The organism is Microcoleus asticus IPMA8 (assembly GCF_013179805.1).
Taxonomy (GTDB): domain Bacteria; phylum Cyanobacteriota; class Cyanobacteriia; order Cyanobacteriales; family Microcoleaceae; genus Microcoleus; species Microcoleus asticus.
Window position 1 is genome coordinate 1 of the sequence record NZ_SRRZ01000038.1, and the last position, 21,223, is coordinate 21,223.

At 46.2% G+C, this 21,223-nt stretch carries 9 protein-coding genes; all 9 read left to right on the plus strand.

The window, feature by feature from the left end; translation table 11 throughout:
* Nucleotides 1-402: 402 nt before the first annotated feature.
* Entirely contained in the window at nt 403-774 is a 372-nt protein-coding gene (locus E5S67_RS12285; protein ID WP_246276751.1) for a helix-turn-helix domain-containing protein, read from the plus strand.
* A gap of 306 nt (nt 775-1,080) precedes the next feature.
* The gene (locus E5S67_RS12290; RefSeq protein WP_172187505.1) at nt 1,081-1,971 is read left to right on the plus strand and encodes a hypothetical protein; all 891 of its coding nucleotides are present in this window, start codon (nt 1,081-1,083) and stop codon (nt 1,969-1,971) included.
* 29 nt (nt 1,972-2,000) lie between these two features.
* Nucleotides 2,001-3,188, plus strand: coding sequence for a quaternary amine ABC transporter ATP-binding protein (locus E5S67_RS12295; protein ID WP_172187507.1), 1,188 nt, complete (start codon nt 2,001-2,003; stop codon nt 3,186-3,188).
* Nucleotides 3,189-3,261: 73 nt separating this feature from the next.
* Nucleotides 3,262-4,254: an ABC transporter permease gene (locus tag E5S67_RS12300; protein ID WP_172187509.1), complete on the plus strand. Its 993-nt coding sequence runs from the start codon at nt 3,262-3,264 to the stop codon at nt 4,252-4,254.
* Nucleotides 4,255-4,328: 74 nt separating this feature from the next.
* Nucleotides 4,329-5,402 carry a glycine betaine/L-proline ABC transporter substrate-binding protein ProX gene (gene proX / locus E5S67_RS12305; protein ID WP_172187511.1) on the plus strand — a complete coding sequence of 358 codons (1,074 nt, stop codon included), beginning with the start codon at nt 4,329-4,331 and terminating at the stop codon, nt 5,400-5,402.
* 675 nt (nt 5,403-6,077) lie between these two features.
* Entirely contained in the window at nt 6,078-16,277 is a 10,200-nt protein-coding gene (locus E5S67_RS12310; RefSeq protein WP_172187513.1) for a type I polyketide synthase, read from the plus strand.
* The gene (locus E5S67_RS12315) at nt 16,274-19,135 is read left to right on the plus strand and encodes a type I polyketide synthase (RefSeq protein ID WP_172187515.1); all 2,862 of its coding nucleotides are present in this window, start codon (nt 16,274-16,276) and stop codon (nt 19,133-19,135) included. Before E5S67_RS12310 ends, E5S67_RS12315 begins: the two co-directional genes overlap by 4 nt.
* Entirely contained in the window at nt 19,136-20,359 is a 1,224-nt protein-coding gene (locus E5S67_RS12320) for a hydroxymethylglutaryl-CoA synthase family protein (protein WP_172187517.1), read from the plus strand.
* Nucleotides 20,350-21,150, plus strand: a complete 801-nt coding sequence (locus E5S67_RS12325) for an enoyl-CoA hydratase/isomerase family protein (RefSeq protein ID WP_172187519.1) — start codon at nt 20,350-20,352, stop codon at nt 21,148-21,150. Before E5S67_RS12320 ends, E5S67_RS12325 begins: the two co-directional genes overlap by 10 nt.
* Nucleotides 21,151-21,223 lie beyond the last annotated feature (73 nt).

Below are 21,223 nucleotides of genomic sequence, written 5' to 3' on the forward strand. Positions count from 1 at the left end.
CTCAAATGTGACTCTAGTCACAGCACACTCGAAACCGGGATGTTACTTTGAATTAAATGACAGAGAAATATGACTGGATACCATACTCTGCCATTCGTATTCAAATCTTGCCTTTCGTTTCGTAAAACAAGCCGCAGCCATTAGACATCACCGATGATGAATCTACAAGCCTTATTGCGTTAAGGCTGGAAGCTTAAATTCGGTTGGTGTCTATTGTGCTCAGGGCAAAATAAAACTGCGCCGGCACTACATTATGCGGGCAGAGTTATAATTGATTGAGTTATTAAAGCTGTTAGGCTGTTACTCGCGCTATTGACCGATAACTTCAGGACAATACCATCGGTAAAGGCTAATCATACATTTTTGTCACAAAACGTTACAATGATTTCTGAAATTTTTAGGATGACTATTGAACGCTACGGGATATCTGGAAAACAGTTATCCAAGTTTTCAGGCGTTAGCGAGAATCATATTTCTGAGTTTCGGCGGGGCAAGACTGGCATCTCTACGGAGGTGCTGTGGAAATTAATCGAGGCAATGGACGAGATTAAGCCGGGAACCCGCGTTTACTTCTGTAATCGGCTGACGGGGGGAGAGGGATATGGCCACAGCCGCCAAATGTCAGTGCCAAAGCAACTAGAGTCTTTGTTAGATATGCAGATATTGGTTGATGGACTCTCTGACGACAGTTTGGCCTTGCTACTGATGGTCGTAGCAGCGCGGATTAAAAATGGTGTTTCCTCTCATGCGAAGGGTTTGGAGCTAATTGGCTAATAATTTAACCGCTCATTTGTACGGGCAAGAATTCTACAGTTCTTGCCCTATTTCTGAAACCATTTCTGAACACGGATTAAGAGAGATTACGCTGATTTCACTAATTTTTTTATCGCTTCTAAACCTTGCCATCTGGTTAGTGGCTCTGGTAACTATCGCCTTGGCTTTGGACATTATTATAGCAAGTCTTTTCCTGGTTAAAATTTTATTATAATTAAGTAAAAATATCATTTTTATAAAGCGGTCTGAAAAACTTGGATTCTGTAATATAATTTTGAAATCTATGCCTGAGAGCAAGATTGCATCATGCCGCCAATACCAACAGTCACAGTCAAATCAGGATACAAGCCACAATCTATCGATACCAGCATTGAGGCGGATGTGCTGATGTTTCAGCTATTACGACAGTTAACGCCCCAACAAAAAGTACAACGGACTTGCGCTTTCAATCAAGCGGTGCGAAGGTTGGCAATATCTGGAATAAAGAACCAGTATCCCAATGCTACTGAGCCAAAAGTTCGGCAAGAATTTATTAAAAGATGTTTGGGTGCTGAGTGGATAGAAGTTTTATCAGACAGTAAAGATTGGGGTGAACTCGTGATTGCAGATCCGATCGAATTAGCACAAAAAATAGCCAGCATCTTGCTACCGCTGAATATTCCCTATGTGGTGGGAGGTTCGGTGGCAAGTTCGCTGTTGGGAGAAAACAGATCTACGCAAGATTTGGACTTAGTGATTGACCTGGAAGCGCAAACAGCACAGAGACTAATTGATGCCATGTCAGGCGAGTTTTACATCAGCGACTCGGCTGTGACTGAAGCAATTGCCAAGTCCAAAGTAGCACCCCGCGAATCATCGTTCAATGTCATCTATTTGCCTTCTATGGAGAAAGCAGACATTTTTGTGATGGGCAGCGATGACCCTTTTTCGGCTTCGGTGATGAGGCGACGCCAACTTTACCCTGTTAGTGGCTTAACAGAGCAGGGAATCTACATTTATTCGCCCGAAGATATCGTCCTACAAAAACTCAGTTGGTACAAACTAACTCCCGGCGGTTCTCAAAAACAGTGGAGGGATGTATTGGGAGTTTTGAAGGTGCAAGGGGAACGACTCGATCTTGTTTATATGAACCAGTGGGCTGTTACACTCAAAGTAACAGATTTGCTCTCTGGAGCGTTGCTTCAATCAGGATATTAACAGTCGGCCATTACTTGTGACCCCAGGAAATGACAAATTCAAAACCCAAAATTTGCATTGAGCATCTCATCAAAATTTATGGAGAAAAACCTCATGCTGCTCTCAAAATGTTTCGAGACGGCAAGTCTAAAGATGATATTTTGCAAGCAACTCTTCATGTGCTGGGCATTGCCGATGTATCTCTTACAGTTAATCAAGGGGAATTGTTCGTAGTGATGGGGTTATCCGGTTCGGGAAAATCTACCTTGGTTCGCTGCATCAACCGTCTGATTAATCCCACCAGCGGTCATATTTACATTGATGGTGAAGATGTTGCCCATGTGGGCGAGAAACGGATGCGGGAGATTCGCCTGACGAAAGTGTCGATGGTTTTTCAGCGATTTGGGCTGTTTCCCCACAAAACTGTTGTTGAAAATGTAGAGTACGGTCTTTTGGTGCGGGGAATGGACAAAGCCGATCGTCGCCAAAAAGCCCTGGAAACCTTAGAAATGGTTGGTTTAGCGCAATGGGCGGATTATTTGCCCGACTCGCTGAGTGGTGGGATGCAGCAACGGGTGGGTTTAGCCCGTGCTTTGGCGACAGATGCGGAGATTTTACTCATGGATGAGCCATTTAGCGCCCTCGATCCGCTGATTCGCCGGGAAATGCAGGATGAATTGCTGCGTCTCCAAAAAGAACTGCACAAAACTATTATATTTATCAGCCACGATATTCATGAGGCGCTGAAAATTGGCGATCGCATTGCTGTAATGAAAGATGGCTGTATCGTTCAAGTCGGTACTCCCTCCGAACTGATTACCCAACCCGCCTCCGACTACATCCGCGCGTTTACTAAGGATGTCAACCGCGCCCAAGTCCTCAAAGTAGGGTCAATTGCCCGTCAAACCGTTACCTTGATTCTCGGTCAAAACTCCCCTACAGAGGCACTGGAGCAAATGTTACACCATAACCTCGAACAAATGTACGTGGTCGATCGCGGTGATAAACTGGTTGGCATGGTTAAGAAAAAATTTCTTTCTGAAGCAATCCAACAAGGAAATGAAGACCTTACTTCTGTGATGCTTCAAAACTTTCCTAAAGCCAATGCTTCAACCAGTCTCGAAAATATTTTTCACCTCTACCAACAAGGACGGACGGTTGCTGTGGTTAATGCCGAAGAAAAATTCAAAGGTGTGGTTGAAGCGGATGATGTTCTTGCTAGTATTAGCAGCATTTGATTAGACTGTTACCTTAAGTAAGTTAAGTTAACTCCTCGATCTTTTGGCCATCTGTATCAGGACGCTCTCTATTTTGTTAAATTCCTTAACTCTACGCGCTAATCTCATTGCCAAGAGCCAATCCGGGCTGGATGTTATCCTAAACCCCTTTGAGCTTTATACTATACCTCTGGATAATTGGATTAACGCTGGGGTTAATTTTCTCGTTGACAACTTTCGTCCGTTCTTTCAAGCGATTCGCATCCCGATTAAATTCGCGCTTGACTCTATAGAGGCGATGTTCCAATCCATTCCTCCCCTAATTTTCCTGATGATTATCGGGTTGATGGCATGGCAACTCGCAGGGAGAAAAATTGCGATTTATAGCATCTGGGCCTTGACGTTAATTGGTTTTCTTGGGGCATGGAAGGAGGCAATGGTGACGCTTTCCCTAGTGGTGACTGCGGTGGCATTTTGCGTGGCGATCGGCATTCCTCTCGGTATTGCCTGTGCTAGGAGCGATCGCCTAGAGGGATTTGTCCGACCCCTCCTCGATGTCATGCAAACCATCCCCATCTTCGTCTATCTGGTTCCTGTCGTCATGCTATTTGGTATTGGTAAAGTTCCTGGAGTGATGGCCACCATCGTTTTTGCACTGCCGCCTCTGATTCGCCTCACGAACCTGGGTATCCGGCAAGTCTCTGAAGAGGTGGTGGAAGCGGCGATCGCTTTTGGGTCAACTCCTTGGCAAGTCCTGTGGGAAGCGCAAATTCCCCTAGCTATGCCGACGATTCTGACTGGGTTAAACCAAACTATCCTGTTTGCATTGGGAATGTCGGTGGTAACATCAATGATTGCCGTGCCAGGACTAGGATTGATGGTGTTGCAGGGCGTTGGTCGTCTGGATGTGGGACTGGCTGCTGTTGGAGGGTTGTGTATTGTCTTGCTGGCGATTATGCTCGATCGGATTACTCAGGCTGTGGGGAAAAACAACAGCAAAGGTTCTTGGTTGCAAAGAGGGGCGATCGGTTTTCTGCTTTCGAGGTTAAGAGTTAAAAGTCGCGATCGATCTCAACAAACAGGATGAGAAACTTTTTTTCCCTACACCCCACACCTGATTTTCAGTACAGATATCATTCAAAGTTGAGTAAGCAAATGATAATGAAACTACACCGAAAAAAACAGACTTTTGCTATAGTAGTAGCCTTATTTGTAGGTTTGATTTCCTGCCAATCAACTCTCGAAAGTTCTACAAAATTACCAGGTAGTAGTCAATCGACCGAAGTAGCATTACCTGGTAAGGGAGTGAAAATACGCCCAGCTTCAGGCGGGACAGCAGGAGGACATTTTGTTTCAGAAGTCCTTCGCATTGGGTTAGAAAATCTTGGTTATGAAGTTGAAGAATTAAAGCAACTTAATACAACTACTATATTTCTTGCTCTCGGTAATGACGAAATAGATGTTGCTCCAACTTTAGAAAAGTTGTTTGCCAACTTCTTTGAAAAGGCTGGTGGTGAAAAGAAACTGGAGATTTTGGGGATGTTGGTTTCCAGTGATATTCTTCAAGGTTATTCGATTGATAAAAAGACTGCCGAGCAATATAAAATTACGAACCTTGTACAACTTAAAGACCCAAAAATTGCCAAACTGTTTGACTCAGACGGAGATGGCAAGGCAAATTTAACGGGTTGCAATCCTGGTTTGTCCTGTGAGTTGATTATCGATCATCACTTGAAAGTTTACGGATTAGAGGATACCGTCAAACAGGATAAGGGAGAATTTGAAGTTCTCCAGGCAGATATCATTACTCGCTATAAACAAGAAAAACCCGTACTTTATTACAGTCGGAATCTTGATTGGTTGACTTTCGTGTTACAGAATGGTAGAGATGTGGTTTGGTTAGAAGTTCCCTTTACCTCTTTACCAGGAGAAAAGGGAAAAGAGGTGACAGAAAAAGATACCACGGTAGGCGGGAAAAATCTTGGATTTGCTGTGGATAGAGGGCGTTTTGTAGCTTCTCGGCAATTTTTAGAGGCTAACCCAGCCGCCAGACGTTGGTTTGAACTGGTTCGGGTTCCTCTTGAGGATTATATCACCCAAGAAAAACTCGCCAATGAGGGTCAAAATCGCTCAAAAGATATCCGTCGTAATGCCGAAGTGTGGGTGAAAAACCATCAAGCGCTGGTTGATGGCTGGCTAGAAGAAGCAAGAATTGCTGGAAAAGCTTCCAAATAATTTTAACTCCTCTGATGGACAGAAGGTCGGATGCCTCGAACACTGTGGATAGGCGACTAAATCGAGTCGAACAGATTGTGGAGAGAGGGCAGTTGAGAGCGATCGCCCCAACAGAGGTGAAACGGCTGCTGACGCTGGTATCTATAACTCGTCATCGCGCCTTTTGGAATCAACCTGTAGCTCGAGTTGGAGAATTAATTAGCCAATTTAGTATATTGACAAAAGCCACTAATTGTGAAATTCGGGATTCACAGCAATATAATTTTACAGAAACATACCAACTTTATCTATTTATCGTTGAGCTAAAGAAGTGCATAATTAGGAGGTAACGTGGAAAGGAAATTGCTTGAGTGCTAGCTCAAGCGTTTGCTCCAACACACTTTATCTAGAAAATATAGAAGACTTACATATGGCAACGACAACAAATTCTTCCTTATTTGATTGGAAGTTTTCTCTGAAACTGGCTGTCCTTTATATCCTGGCCAAACTCAAGTTTGTTCATGGTTGGTTGCCAGAAACCTTGAGAGAATAATTACCGATTGCCTGGAATAAGACCGGCTGGGGCGCTCGCAAGCAACTTATACCCCCTTGGTCTACCGGACTAAGGGGCGTTACTACTCTACCTATAGGGTAAAGGATTTTTTGCCGCCAACATATCATAAATAAGTGAAAGCCATGTTAGATATAATCAATCGTTACGCCCACGGATTTGTTGCTGTTCCAGTAATTTTGGCTTGTAAAGAAAAGGGTCTGTTTAAACTTTTACAGCATCATGGTTCGCTGATTTTGGAGCAAATCGTTGAGCGACTAGGGGCAAACGCTGGTCATCTGCAAGTGGCTTTGAGGATGATGCAATCGTTAAATTGGCTTTCACAAAATGAGGTTGGGGCTTATTCCCTAACGGATGAGGCAGAAATTCACAAAAAGATACCAGAAGAAATCCTCGACTTATACCACCTGCCCATAGAATCCTACTTGATGGGAGAACAGCAGTTGGGTCTTCTCAAAGATTGGATCGATCGCTCCCGCCAACGGTGGAATGTTGACGACCCGATGATAGCAGACTTTTTAGATGGAATTCTGCTCATCCCTATCTTACTTGCGCTCCACAAGCATAACTTACTTGTAGAAGACGAACATAAACCGTTGTTCTCACAATTGAGTGACCCTGTGCGCGAGGAGTTGTACGAACTATTTGCAAGCCTTGGGTGGGCCCATCAGAAAGAAGGTCGTTTCTGTCTTACCGATGTAGGTCAATTTATAGTAGATCGGGCGTTGATTACCGGAACCACAGCTTCCTACACTCCAATTTTATGTCGCATGACAGATGTGCTATTTGCCGATTGTCAGGCTGTGTTCCGTAGAGATGCTTCAGGTCAAGAAAGCCACATAGCTCGCACGCTTAATGTGGTAGCTAGTGGATTTCAACACGAAAAATATTTTGCTGATGTAGAGGATATCATCCTATCTATTTTCAATCGGTTGCCCATTGAAGAGCAGCCGAAATACGTTGTTGATATGGGATGTGGGGATGGAACACTTTTAAAGCGGGTGTATGAAGCCATTCGGTCAAAGTCTGCTAGAGGTAAATTACTCGATCGGTATCCCCTGTGCGCGATCGGCGTAGATTATAACGAAGCGTCAATAAATGCGACGGCACGCACACTAGCCGATATTCCCCATCTAGTTTTGAAGGGAGATATTGGCGATCCGGAGCAAATGATAAATTCTTTGAAGGTTCATGGCATTCACGACCCAGAAAACATCCTTCACATTCGCTCCTTTCTCGATCATGACCGCCCCTTTATTCCCCCTCAGAATTTAGACAAGTTGCAGGAGCGTTCTTTCCTGCCATACCAAGGTGTTTATGTAGCTGCTTCAGGAGAGCAAATTCCTCCCCATATAATGGTGCAGAGTTTGGTAGAACATCTCGACCGATGGTCTAAAGTGGTTACCAAGCATGGTCTGATTATTTTAGAAGTCCACTGTCTAGAACCTTTCGTGGTAAATAGGTTTTTAGACAAAAGCAAGAATTTGCATTTCGATGCTTTTCAAGCATTCTCAATGAAACATCTGGTAGAAGCAGACGTTTTTCTCATGGTGGCGGCGGAAGTCGGCTTATTCCCGAAGGTAGGGCTCGCATCACGATACCCAAAGACATTTCATTTCACTCGCATAACCCTAAATTGTTTTGAGAAAAGACCCTACAGAATTCGTCACCCACACTCATCAGACCTAGACGCCTTAGTCAACTTGGAAGTAAAGTGCTGGCCCGAAGAAATCCGGGCATCCGCTGATGAAATCCGACAAAGAATCGAACGCTTTCCAAACGGGCACTGTGTTCTGGAAATGGACTCAATAGTTGTGGGAGTCATTTATTCCCAAAAGATTTCCAGTGCGGAGCTAGTGAAGAACACGAATTATCGGAAAGTTTCGTCTTTGCATACAAAGCAAGGACCAATCATTCAACTTCTTGCCATCAATATTCTCCCGGAAATGCAGGATAGGGGATTAGGTGACCAAATCCGAGAATTTATGCTTCAGTTGTGTACCCTAAAAGGTGGCATTGAGCGCGTGGTGGGCGTAACTCGCTGCAAAAACTATGTCAACCACACCCATATTCCAATAGAAGAATACATTCATCAGCACAATGAGCTAGGGCAGCTTCTCGATCCAATTTTGTGCTTCCACGAGCAGGGTGGAGCCACAATTAAGGGAATAATTCCTAACTACCGTCCAGAAGATGTGGATAATCTGGGGAATGGGGTTTTAATTGAATATGACATTCACAATCGCCTTCAATCCCATTCTCCCACGGCTTTTAAAATGGAGTCCGTGCAAAAGCGCAAGAAAATCGGACTCCAGGAAAACGAAACCTTAGATGACGTTATCGAAGAATGTGTCCGTTTTGTGTTGGGCGAGCAACGCATAGCTGCTTTTGCTCGCTCTAGACCTCTGATGGAGATGGGATTAGATTCCCTAGAGCTTTTGGAACTTAGAGCGCTCATGAGCCAGCGCCTGGGAGTAGAACTAGAACCAACTTTCTTCTTTCAGTATGGAACAGCTGATGCGATCGCCCGTTATTTTAAAGGTCAGGAAGGTGAGGATGTTCGCACACCATTGCCTGGGCTAAATGAGATAGAAAAAAGCAGCGGGTATGATTCTGAAGAATTTGAAATTATACATCAGTCAGAAGATTTAATTGCTATTATTGGCATGTCCTGCCGTTTTCCCGGTGGCATCAACAGCCCCGATCAATATTGGTCAGTGCTGCGTAATGGCATCGACACCATTGTTGAAGTTCCTAAAGACCGCTGGGAGAACGAACGTTATTACGCTCCAGAGCCAGAACGACCGGGGAAGATATCGAGCAAGTATGGGGGATTTTTAGACCAAGTAGACCAATTTGATGCTCAGTTTTTCCGAATTTCGCCTCGTGAAGCTGCTTCTATCGATCCGCAGCAGCGAATTCTGCTCGAAGAAACATGGATTGCGCTGGAAAATGCAGGCATAAACCCCGAATCCCTAGCCGGAACCCAAACAGGAGTTTTTGTCGGGATTTTTTCTCATGACTATGAACTCCTCCAAGTCAAATACAACTCCCCGGATGACTTTGATGCCTATTTTGGCACGGGAAACTCAGCTTCGATAGCAGCAGGACGATTGTCCTACTTTTTCGGCTTTACTGGACCAGCGCTTGCTGTGGATACTGCCTGCTCGTCATCATTAGTGGCTGTCCATTTAGCCTGCCATAGCTTGCTGAGGGGCGAATGCAAGCTAGCTGTGGCATCAGGCGTGAACCTTTTATTATCACCGGAGTTGAGTATTACTTTTTCTCAGGCGGGAATGCTCTCACCGGACGGGCAATGTAAGACTTTTGATGCTTCAGCCAATGGGTATGTTCGCTCTGAAGGCTGTGGCGTTGTTGTCCTTAAACGTCTTTCACAGGCACTTGCTGATAATGACAACATTTTAGCTGTGGTACGGGGAACGGCGATTAATCAAGACGGCACCAGTAGCGGACTGACTGCACCAAATGAACTTTCTCAAAAAGCAGTTATCCAGAGGGCGTTATCTATGGCAAAAGTGTCACCTAATGAGGTATCTTACGTAGAAGCCCACGGCACTGGCACATCTCTGGGAGACCCGATTGAGGTGAAAGCCATAGAGGCAGTATATGGGCAACAACGGGATGAAGATAATACCCTGGTAATTGGCTCGGTGAAGACAAATATTGGTCACACGGAAGCGGCATCTGGTATGGCTGGGCTGATTAAAGTTGTTTTGTCGATGCAAAACAAGTACATCCCGCCGCACCTGCATTTTAAACAATTGAATCCACACATGACTCTTTCTGGAATTCCTGCGGTGATTCCTACTGTTGGCATGGAATGGAAACCTTCTCAATCGGGACGCTGTTTAGCTGGGGTGAGTTCGTTCGGTTTCAGCGGTACTAATGCTCACGTTGTTCTGGAGTCAGCCCCAGCGCGTTCTGGAGTACGGGTGTCCTTTGAACGTTCTCGTCACTTATTGACTCTCTCAGGAAAAAGTGAGAAAGCACTGCGGGCACTAGCACAAAGTTATGAAGATTTCTTTACAACTAATACAGAGTCATCTCTAACGGATATTTGCTTTACGGCTAATACGGGGCGATCGCATTTTGAACATCGCCTTGTCTTAGCGGCTGAATCTATCGTGGAGTTGCGCGAACATCTTTTGGCTTTCACCTCTGGGGACGAGACGATTGGACTGGTGAATAGGCTATCGAGCAGCAATCCAAAAATAGCCTTTCTCTTCACAGGTCAAGGGTCACAGTATGCAGGTATGGGACGTTTGCTCTACGAAACCCAACCCACCTTCCGCGCAGCGATTGATCGCAGCGATGAAATCCTGCGACCCTATCTAGAGCTACCCCTGCTATCTGTTCTTTATCCCCAAGCAGGAGAAACTTCCCCTTTAGATGAAACCGCCTACACCCAACCAGCCTTATTTGCCCTGGAATATGCTCTTTTCCATCTGTGGAAATCCTGGGGCATTCAGCCGGATGCGGTCATGGGTCATAGTGTGGGAGAATATGTAGCCGCCTGTGTAGCTGGGGTTTTTAGCTTGGAAGATGGCTTGAAGTTGATTGCTTCTAGAGGTCGTTTGATGCAGGCTTTACCCCAAGATGGTGAGATGGTAGCGGTTTTAGCATCCCAGAGCCAATTGCAAGCAGCCATTCTACCCTATGACCATTTAGTTTCCATAGCTGCCCATAACGGTTCCCGTAGTTTTGTTATTTCCGGTCAGCGTTCGGCAATCCGGGCGGTCTGCGCTACTCTAGAAATGTCTGGTGTGAAAACCAAACCTTTGCAAGTTTCCCATGCCTTCCATTCTCCCTTGATGGAGCCGATGCTCAAGGAGTTTGAGCGAGTAGCCCAAGAAATCACCTACTCACTCCCCAAAATCAGCATCATTTCTAATGTTACCGGCCAACCCGTCACTTCTGAAATAACCACTGCTCAATATTGGGTAAATCATGTGCGTTACTCAGTTAAATTTGCCACCAGCATGGAGACGCTACATCAGCAGGGTTATGAAGTGTTTGTGGAAATCGGAGCGCAAGCGACCTTATTAGGAATGGGTCGCCAATGCCTACCAGAAGACGTGGGAGTTTGGCTACCCAGTCTGCGTCAAGGGCAATCAGATTGGCAACAAATCCTTCAGAGTTTGGGTGAATTATACGTGCGTGGGGTGCCAGTAGACTGGTCTGGTTTTGACAAAGACTATCCGCGTCGCCGCGTCGTACTGCCAACCTATCCCTTCCAACGACAGCGCTATTGGATTCAAACCACTAACAGTAGAACTCAGAAAACAGCATTATCACAAAAAAGTTCGCAGAGCAAGCTCGTTCATCCTCTGCTGGGTCAGCGGCTAAAATCGGCTCTTAACCTCAAAGAGATTTTGTTTGAGTCGCATATAAGCTCCGACTTGCCAGCTTATCTAAAACACCATCGTGTCTTTGAGAGAGCTGTTGTGCCTGGGGCTGCCTACGTGGAAATGGCTGCTTCGGCTGGGGCTGCTGTATTCAAGTCTGAGAATTTGGTTGTAGAGGAAGTTCTCATCCAGCAGGCTTTAATTTTGCCTGAAGATGAAGTTCAGACTCTCCAGATGATTTTAACACCTGGGGAGGAAAATGCTTGTTCCTTCAAAATTTACAGTCTCGTAACAGATGATGAACAACAAGAGGATTCGTCCTGGAAGCTTCATACCACCGGCAAGATTGTGGTCAAAGAACGAAAATCCTCACCAGCACAAAAGGACTTAACCGTTTTAAAGACTCAAGGTATTAAAGAGATATCTGTCGAAGCTTTCTACCAAAAGTGGCGAGAGCGTGGCATCGATTATGGTTCTAGTTTCCGGGCTATTGAAGAGCTGTGGGCAGGCGATGGAGAAGCATTAGGTCAGATACAGTTGCCAGAAGGATTAGTTTTAGAAGCAACTGACTACCATCTACATCCGGTGCTGCTTGATGCCTGTTTCCAAGTTGCAATGGCTGCTTTTCCTGATTCGGTTAAGGAACAAACCTATATGCCGATCGGTATAGAGCGTCTGCGCGTTTACCGTCGTCCTGGGTTTAGCGTTTGGAGCCATGCCTTGATACGTCCTGTATTGGGAGCGAGTGAGGAAGCATTGACAGCCGATGTTTGGGTGGTTGATGAAACCGGAGTTGTAGTGGTCGAAGTAGAGGGAATCTCATTTAAGCGAACCAGGCACGAGTCTCTGCTGCTCACTGCAAAGAAACCCTGGCAAGACTGGCTGTATCAGGTCGAGTGGCGTCCCCATGTGCGTCTCGGTCTTTCACAAAACTACCTGCCCGCTTCAGAAGAGATCGCTGAACGCCTCGCACCCCAGTTAGATGAATTAATGACTCAGTTAGATCGAGTTGTCGATCGGGAATTACTGACCCAACTCGAAGCTTTAAGTCTTACCTACGTTCTGGAAGCCTTCGAGCAAATGGGATGGAAGTTTCAAATCGGCAATTACTTCTCAACAGCAACACTTGCAGAACAGTTAGGCATAGTCAGCCAACACCATCGCTTGCTGAATCGCTTGCTGGAAATGCTAATGGAAGAAGGCATCGTGCGACAGAGCAACCAAGGCTGGGAGGTGATCGAATTACTCCAAATGCAAAACACACAAGCTTTCTGGAGTAGCCTGTCAGCTCAATATCCAATTGCAGAAGCAGAGCTAACCCTACTCAATCGTTGCGGTTCAAAACTAGCGGAGGTACTTCGGGGAGTGTGTGACCCGCTCCAGTTGCTATTCCCCGAAGCAGATGTTACAACGGCAGCCACGCTTTATCAAAACTCCCCAACATTTGGGGCAATGAACGTCTTGGTACAAAAGGCAGTATTATCTGCCCTAGAGCATTTGCCTCAAGGACGAGGTGTACGAATTCTAGAAATTGGAGCTGGCACTGGAGGAACCACCGCTTATATTCTGCCGCACCTGAGTGCCGAACGAACAGAATATGTATTTACTGATATTGGAGCCTTTTTCACCACGAAAGCGCAAGAAAAGTTCCAGAATTATCCCTTTGTGAGTTATCAAGTTTTAGACATCGAACAAGACCCCAATTCTCAAAGATTTGGCTCCCATCAGTTTGATATAATTATTGCGGCGAATGTGCTGCACGCCAGCTTGGATTTGCGTCAGACTTTGCAGCACGTACAGAAGTTACTCTCCCCAGGGGGAATGGTTGTGCTCCTGGAGGGGGTTGGTCGCAGACGCTGGATAGATTTGATATTTGGGTTGACAGAAGGTTGGTGGAAATTTGCCGATCGGGATCTGCGCCCGGACTACCCGTTGCTTTCTGCATCTAGGTGGCAGCAACTGCTCAAAGAAAGTGGATTCAAAACAGCCACAGCAATTTATCCTGACCTTGAAAAGGTAGGATTTTTATTCCCACAAGCTGTAATTGTCGCTCAAGGGGTTCAGGCAACACCAGAGGTGATCCAATCTGAGCCTGGGCAATGGCTCATTTTAGCTGATAACCAAGGGATTGGTCATCAGTTGGCAGCACGACTACAGTCCAAAGGAGAAGTATGTACTCTTGTTTTCCGTGGAAAAGAGTACGAACAATTAGCAGAGCGTGAATTTAGAATTAACCCTGCTTGTGTAGCTGAATTTCAACGGCTTCTTGAAGAGATAGTAGGAACAGATAAGCCCCTACTGCACGGAGCAATCCATTTATGGAGTTTAGATACAGTAGGGACACAAGCCCTGACAGGAGAAGATTTAGAAGCTGCTTTCCAGAAAGGATGTGGCAGTACATTGCACTTAGTGCAAGCTTTGGTTAATGCAAAATTTTCTGAAGCACCAAAGCTCTGGTTGGTGTCCAGAGGTGCTGTTCCAGTAGGGTTAGAGTCAGATGTTCCCGGAATAGCACAAGCTCCCTTATGGGGAATGGGGAAAGTCATCGCCCTCGAACACCCAGAACTGAACTGCGTGCGGGTGGATTTAGACCTTGAGGCAAAAAGGGATGAGATAGAAGATTTATTTGAAGTAATATGGTCAAAAACGCCAGAAGACCAGTTAGCCTTTCGAGATAATATACTTTACATGGCAAGGCTGGCACGCTACCATTCACCTCTAAAAACTCTAGAGCAAACTAAAAACATCGCTCTTAGCAATCAACCGTTTCAACTAGAGATTGCTTCTCGGGGTATACTGGAGAATTTGAAAATAGAGCCGACAATACGCCTTCAACCCAGCGTTGGTGAGGTAGAGATTCGGGTAAGGGCAACGGGGCTGAATTTTAAAGACGTTTTGAATGTACTAGGTCTTTTAGGAGAGCAGAGTCGCCTTGGTTTGGAGTGTGCTGGCGAGGTAGTAGCTACTGGGGAAGAAGTAGAAGACTTTGACATAGGAGACCGAGTTGTAGCCTTAGTCAGTGGCGGCTTCAGCAACTATGTTACGGTCAAAGCTGGTATGGTGGCACTTTTACCAAAAGGACTCAGTTTTGAGGAGGGAACTACAATCCCAGTTGCATTTTTAACAGCTTACTATACGCTGCACCAATTAGCCAAGATATCTGCCAAAGATAGGGTGTTGATCCATGCAGGTGCTGGAGGTGTGGGTCTGGCGGCAATCCAACTAGCCCAACAAGCAGGGGCAGAGATTTTTGCCACAGCTAGCCCCAACAAATGGGAATTTCTCAAATCTCTGGGGGTGAAACACATTATGAACTCCCGAACTCTGGATTTTGCCGATGAAGTAATGACCATCACAGAGGGTCAGGGAGTAGATATTGTACTCAACTGTCTCACCGGAGAATTCATTTCTAAGAATTTGTCGGTTTTGAGAGCTAAAGGTCGTTTTTTAGAAATTGGCAAGACTGATGTTTGGGAGCCAAGTCGGGTGGCGCAAATAAACCCTAATATTTCCTACTATGTTGTCGATTTAATCCAGGTATGTCAGCAGGAGCCAGCATTAATCCAGTCAATGCTGCATTACTTGATGCAGGAGTTCCAAGAAGGTAAGCTCAAGCCCCTACCTCAAAACGTGTTTTCCATCCAGGATGTGGTCAGCGCTTTCACTTATATGCAACAAGCTAAACATATTGGCAAGATTGTAGTATCTCAGTCTCAAGAAAGCGAATCGGCGAAAAGCGCAACTATCACCTTCCGTAAAGACGGTACATACCTGATTACTGGGGGTTTAGGGGGTCTGGGTTTACTGGTGGCACAGTGGATGGTAGAACAGGGAGCAAATCACCTAGTGATGGTAGGGCGCAGTGAGCCTAACCAAGCTGTCAATGACCAGTTGAGGAAACTAGAACAGGCCGGCGCTCAAATTAAGGTAGCTCAGGCGGATGTGTCTGTTGCAGAGCAACTAGCTGGGGTGCTGGCAGAAATTGAGCAATCCCTGCCGCCGTTACGGGGTATTGTCCACGCTGCTGGGGTTCTCGATGACGGTGTCCTGCTACAACAAAATTGGGAGCGCTTTGCCTCTGTCATGGCTCCCAAGGTAGAAGGGGCTTGGAATTTACATAGTTTGACTCAGAACTTGCCAATAGATTTCTTTGTAATGTTCTCTTCTACTGCTTCTTTGCTTGGTTCTCCAGGTCAAGCAAATCATGCAGCAGCAAATGCTTTTCTAGACGCCTTGGCATATTTTCGTCGGAGTCGAGAAATGGCGGCGTTGAGTATTAATTGGGGAGCTTGGTCTGAGGTAGGAGCAGCAGCAAGACGCCAAGTAAGCGAGCAATGGAGAAGCAGGGGAATCGAGACAATTGCTCCTCAGCAGGGATTGGAAATTCTAAAGCAATTGTTTTCACAGTCTTCTGTTCAGGTTGGGGTGGCACCTATCAACTGGCCAGAGTTTCTGAAAAAATCGGCTTCACCATTCTTCGCTAATTTTGCACCTGTATCTGAACAGCCACAGAAGCAACAAGTTGAGTTTCTTCAACTGTTAGCCCAGACTCCTGTTAGCGATCGCCGGACTTATCTGATGGCTCATGTCTGGTCTCAATTAGCCAAAATTTTAGGTTTTAATCCATCTGAGGCTATAAATTTAAAGCAAGGTTTTTTTGACCTGGGAATGGATTCACTGACATCTGTGGAGTTGAGAAACCGCTTGCAGACAAGTTTGCGATGCTTCCTGCCCTCAACTTTGGTTTTTGACTATCCAACGGTTGAAGCGCTTGTGGATTATTTAGCGAGGGAAGTGCTTTCAATAGAGTTTTCATCAATATCTTCCAGTGGGGAATCTCAGCAAAGTGTGATTGAATTCGGTGATCTGTCAGCCATTTTGGAAGAACTATCAGAAGACGAACTCGCAGATTTACTTGCCCAAGAACTAGCGGCAATACAACAAAACCAAACAAAATGAATAACAACTCAGAAAATAAAGACTATCGGTCTTTGATGAAGAATGCTCTGCTTGAGCTAAAGCAAATGAAATCAAAGCTCAACGCTATAGAACAGGCCAAGACCGAACCGATTGCCATCATTGGTATGGGGTGTCGATTTCCTGGTGCCAAGAACCCGGAAGCTTTCTGGCAACTACTGCGTGACGGGATAGTAGCTATTACTGAGGTACCCCCTAATCGCTGGGATGTCGATGCCTTCTACGACCCCAATATGGATAGCCCCAATAAAATGAACACTCGATGGGGCGGCTTTTTGGAGGACGTGGACAAGTTTGACCCCTTATTTTTCGGGGTTTCCATTCGCGAGGCTTCAGCTATGGATCCACAGCAACGCTTGTTGTTGGAGGTAAGCTGGGAGGCTTTGGAAAACGCAGGACTGGCACCTGACAAGCTTGCTGGCAGTCAGACTGGTGTGTTTGTGGGTATGTGTGCTTGCGACTATCGCGAGCTGTTGCTGAACCCTCCCCTTCGAGCAGGTACAGGCGTAGTCAGAAGCATTGCTGCTAACCGCCTGTCATATTTCCTCACTTTGCGAGGGCCAAGCATGACGCTGGACACAGCTTGCTCTTCTTCCCTTGTCGCAGTTCACATGGCTTGTCAGAGCTTACGAACTAAAGAGTCAAATCTAGCCCTGGTTGGTGGAGTAAACATCATCCTGTCACCTGAGTGGACTATTGCCTTTTCTCAAGCTGGAATGATGGCATCAGATGGACTCTGCAAAACCTTCGACGCTGCTGCGGATGGTTACGTGCGAGGAGAAGGGTGTGGCGCAGTCATTCTCAAGCGCTTGTCGGACGCCCTGAAGGATGGCGATCGCATTTTAGCATTGCTGCGGGGTTCGGCAGTAAATCAAGACGGTCGCAGCGTTGGCTTGACGGCTCCCTATGGACTCGCCCAGCAGGCACTTATCCGCCAAGCTCTGGAGAACGCTGGTGTCTCACCTAGGGAGATAGACTATGTTGAGGCTCATGGGACTGGTACGCCCCTAGGTGATGCGACTGAGGTACAGTCTTTGGCTGCGGTGTTAAGACAAGGGCGCTCTCCAGAGGAGCAGTGTGCTCTCGGTACAGCTAAGACCAATATTGGTCACTTGGAAGGAGCAGCGGGGATAGCTGGATTAATCAAAGCAGTGCTATCTCTGCAACATGGCGAGATTCCTCCTCACCCGCATCTCAAAGAAATTAATCCCGACATTGCTTTAGAGAAAACCCCCTTTATAATTCCTACCAAGCAACGCCCTTGGTCACCTCAAATTAAGCCCCGTTTTGCTGGGGTAAGTTCTTTTGGCATCGGAGGTACCAACGCCCATGTAGTGCTGGAGGCAGCACCACATAATTTTGGTTTGCCGATTTTAGATTTTGGATTGGGGTCTGCTGGTGAGAAATTAGAATCTCAGGAATCTAACGAATCGCTTAATAATCTAAAATCTAAAATCCCAAATCCAAAATCGATCGATCGCCCGTTGCATCTATTGACACTATCAGCAAGAACTGATAAAGCCCTCAAACAACTAGCCGATCGCTACGAAAGTCATGTAGCAGCTAATCCGGATCAATTGCTTCCAGATATTTGCTTCACAGCCAATACTGGCAGGTCGCATTTCGACCACCGCCTAGCTATAGTAGTCGAGGAAGCTGATACTCTACGCCAGCAACTCGGTAATTTTACCTCCGGGAAGAAGACCGACGGAACCCTAGATTGCAAGGTAGGCGAGCGCAAACGCCCTAAGATCGCGTTTCTATTTACAGGACAGGGTTCTCAATACATTGGTATGGGACGCCAGCTATACGACACTCAGCCCATATTCCGTGAAGCTCTAAATCAGTGCGATGAACTGCTGCGCCCAAATCTTTCTCAATCTCTGCTGTCAATTTTATATCCAGAGTCCGGGCAATCCTCAAAGCTTGATGACACAGCCTATGCCCAACCTGCATTGTTTGCCCTAGAATATGCTCTCTTTCAATTGTGGCAGTCTTGGGGAATAGAACCCGATGCAGTCATGGGTCACAGTGTGGGACAATATGTTGCCGCCTGTATCGCTGGAGTATTCAGTTTAGAAGATGGACTCCGCTTAATCACCGAACGCGGACGACTAATGAGTTCGCTGCCAAGCGAGGGAACAATGGCTGCGGTATTTGCTGAGGAAGCATTGGTGGTAGAAGCGATCGCGCTCTATCAAAAGGCTATCTCCATTGCTGCCGTCAATGGTCCCACACAAACGGTAATTTCTGGTAAAAGGCAAGCAGTGGAGGCGGTGCTAGAACGATTGGAAGACGATTGCATTACAACCCATCTTTTAAATGTCTCCCACGCCTTCCACTCGCACCTAATGGAACCCATCCTTAACACTTTTGAGGAGACAGCTTCTCAGGTAAAGTTCTTTCCCCCTACTCTCCCCCTTATTTCCAACGTAACAGGGCAAATGGTGCAGCCTCAAGAAATACTGGATGCCAGCTACTGGCGCAATCATATTCGTCAACCAGTACGCTTCTATCAAGGAATGCAAACGCTGGCAGATGCTGGGTATGAACTCTTTTTAGAGATTGGTTCAACAGACACGATGATCGGCATGGGTAAGCGTTGCCTGCCCAAAGGAACTGGTACTTGGTTAGCGTCCTTGAAAAAGGATGAAGATGAGTGGCGATCGCTCCTTAACAGTTTAGCAACCCTGTATGTGAGTGGCTGGGACGTAAATTGGGCTGGATTTGACCGAAATTACCCGCGTCGCCGAGTTGCGCTACCCACCTATCCTTTCCAACGAAAACGGTGCTGGCTAGAGCCATCCGAGATTAAATCTTACTCAAAAAAAGGAGTTTAAATGCCTCTAGGAATTGAAAAAATAAATCTGTACGCAGGGCGATTCTATCTCGATCTAGCCGATTTAGCGAAGGCACGCGGTCAAGACCCCCAGTACATAGCTACTAATTTAATGTGCGAACAGCGATCGGTCTATCCAGTATGGGAAGATGCTGTAACCCTTGCCGTAAATGCAGCCAAAAAGCTCTTGTCACCAGAAGATATTGAGGATATAGAACTGCTCATTGTCGGCACCGAGTCGGCGGTTGATATGGGCAAGCCGATTTCAACTTGGGTGCATCGTTTTTGCAACCTAAGCCCCAATTGCCGCAACTTTGAAGTCAAACACGCCTGTTACAGTTCCACCGGGGCATTCAAAATGGCAGCATCTTGGGTAGCTTCTGGTAGCCGACCTGGGAAAAAGGCTTTAGTCATTAATACGGACTTCAGTCGCAATTTTGTCGGCACAGAACATGAACCCATAGGCGGTGGGTGCGCTGTTGCCTTCCTAGTTAGTGAAAATCCTCAGATTCTCGAAATCGAACTGGATAAAGCTGGCTACTGGACAAACGAGATTGCTGATACCTTTCGACCCACTTCCAGAACCGAAACCGTGAACGGTCAAATCAGCATTTATTCGTATTTGGATGCGTTAGAGGGGGCATACGAACATTACGAACAAATAGCTGGTAAAGTAGATTACGATGCAGATTTCAAAAAGCACATTTACCACGCTCCCTTTCCGGGAATGACGTTTCAGGCTCACCGCGACATAGTGAGTCGGTTGACTGCACCAAACAAGGCAACCATCCCGTTGAACTTCCAGCAAAAAGTAGCAGAAAGTTTGTACTTTGCCAAGCGGATTGGTAGTTGCTACGGCGGCTCTAATTTTGTTTGTTTGCTGGGGTTGTTGACTTCAGCAGAAAATCTCAATCCTGGTGATCGGATATCATTGTTTGCTTACGGTTCCGGTTGCCAAGGGGAGTTTTACAGTGGTACTATTGGTGCTGCGGCTTCAGAGATGGTGCGATCGCTCAACCTCGACCAACATCTTAACGAGCGGCTGCGTCTGTCGGTCGAGGAATATGAACTGATAGAGTCCGCCCGTGAAAAATATATCGATTGTCCAGACTACGAACCCGACCGCAACACTTTAAATGGATACTATGAGAAACTGTACGATACACAAGGTATTCTAGTGTTAAACCGGGTGGAAAACTACCAGAGGTTATACCAATGGAGTTAACCTCAAAGGCTGTTGAATACCAGCTCGATTCAGGGGTAGCTTGGATTAAATTGGCATCACCGCGATCCGGAAACGCTCTTAATTCTGCCTTAATTTCGCAGTTAAGTCTATCGCTCGAAGAGGCAATAAACGATGAATCTTGCCGGGTTATTACAATCTCAGCGATAGGTTCTGACTTTTGTAAAGGACTTGACTTAGAAGAAGCTTTCGCCACAGGTGGTTTACCCGATCAAGAGTTCTTCAAAATGTTCCTTGATTGTTTAACGCTGATCCACAGTTCCAGCCGCCCCGTAATCGCTTGTGTAGAAGGAAACGTGACAGGTGGCGGTGTCGGTTTGGTAGCTGCCTGCGATATGGTGTTAGCCAGCAATAACGCAGTCTTCATGCTATCAGAAGCGCTCGTCGGTATGATTCCAGCAATGATTGCACCTTTCCTGCTGCGTCGTTTAACACCAGCACGACTGAGGTACATGGCTCTCAGCACTCGAGGAATACCAGCACCGGAAGCACAGATATTCGGCTTAGTGGATGAAGTTGCCTCAGAGGGAATGTCCCAAACCCTAAACCGACAACTACAGCGACTGTTTTGCTGTTCACCCGAGGCTATAGCCCAGAGCAAACAGTATTTTGAGCAGTTGCATTCGGTAGACTTGCATCGGCAAACAGAAATAGCCTTAAATCAGCTAATGTCTTGGCTAAAACAGCCAGAAGTCATTGAAGGTATCGAAATTTTCACAGAGGGATTTTCTCCTCCTTGGTTCCAAAAGTACAAAGGGCAGAGTCATGTCTAAATTTTCAGTCACCAACCTTGAGGAGGGTATCTTCCAACTCCAAATCAACGACCATAAAAACCAAAATCGCCAA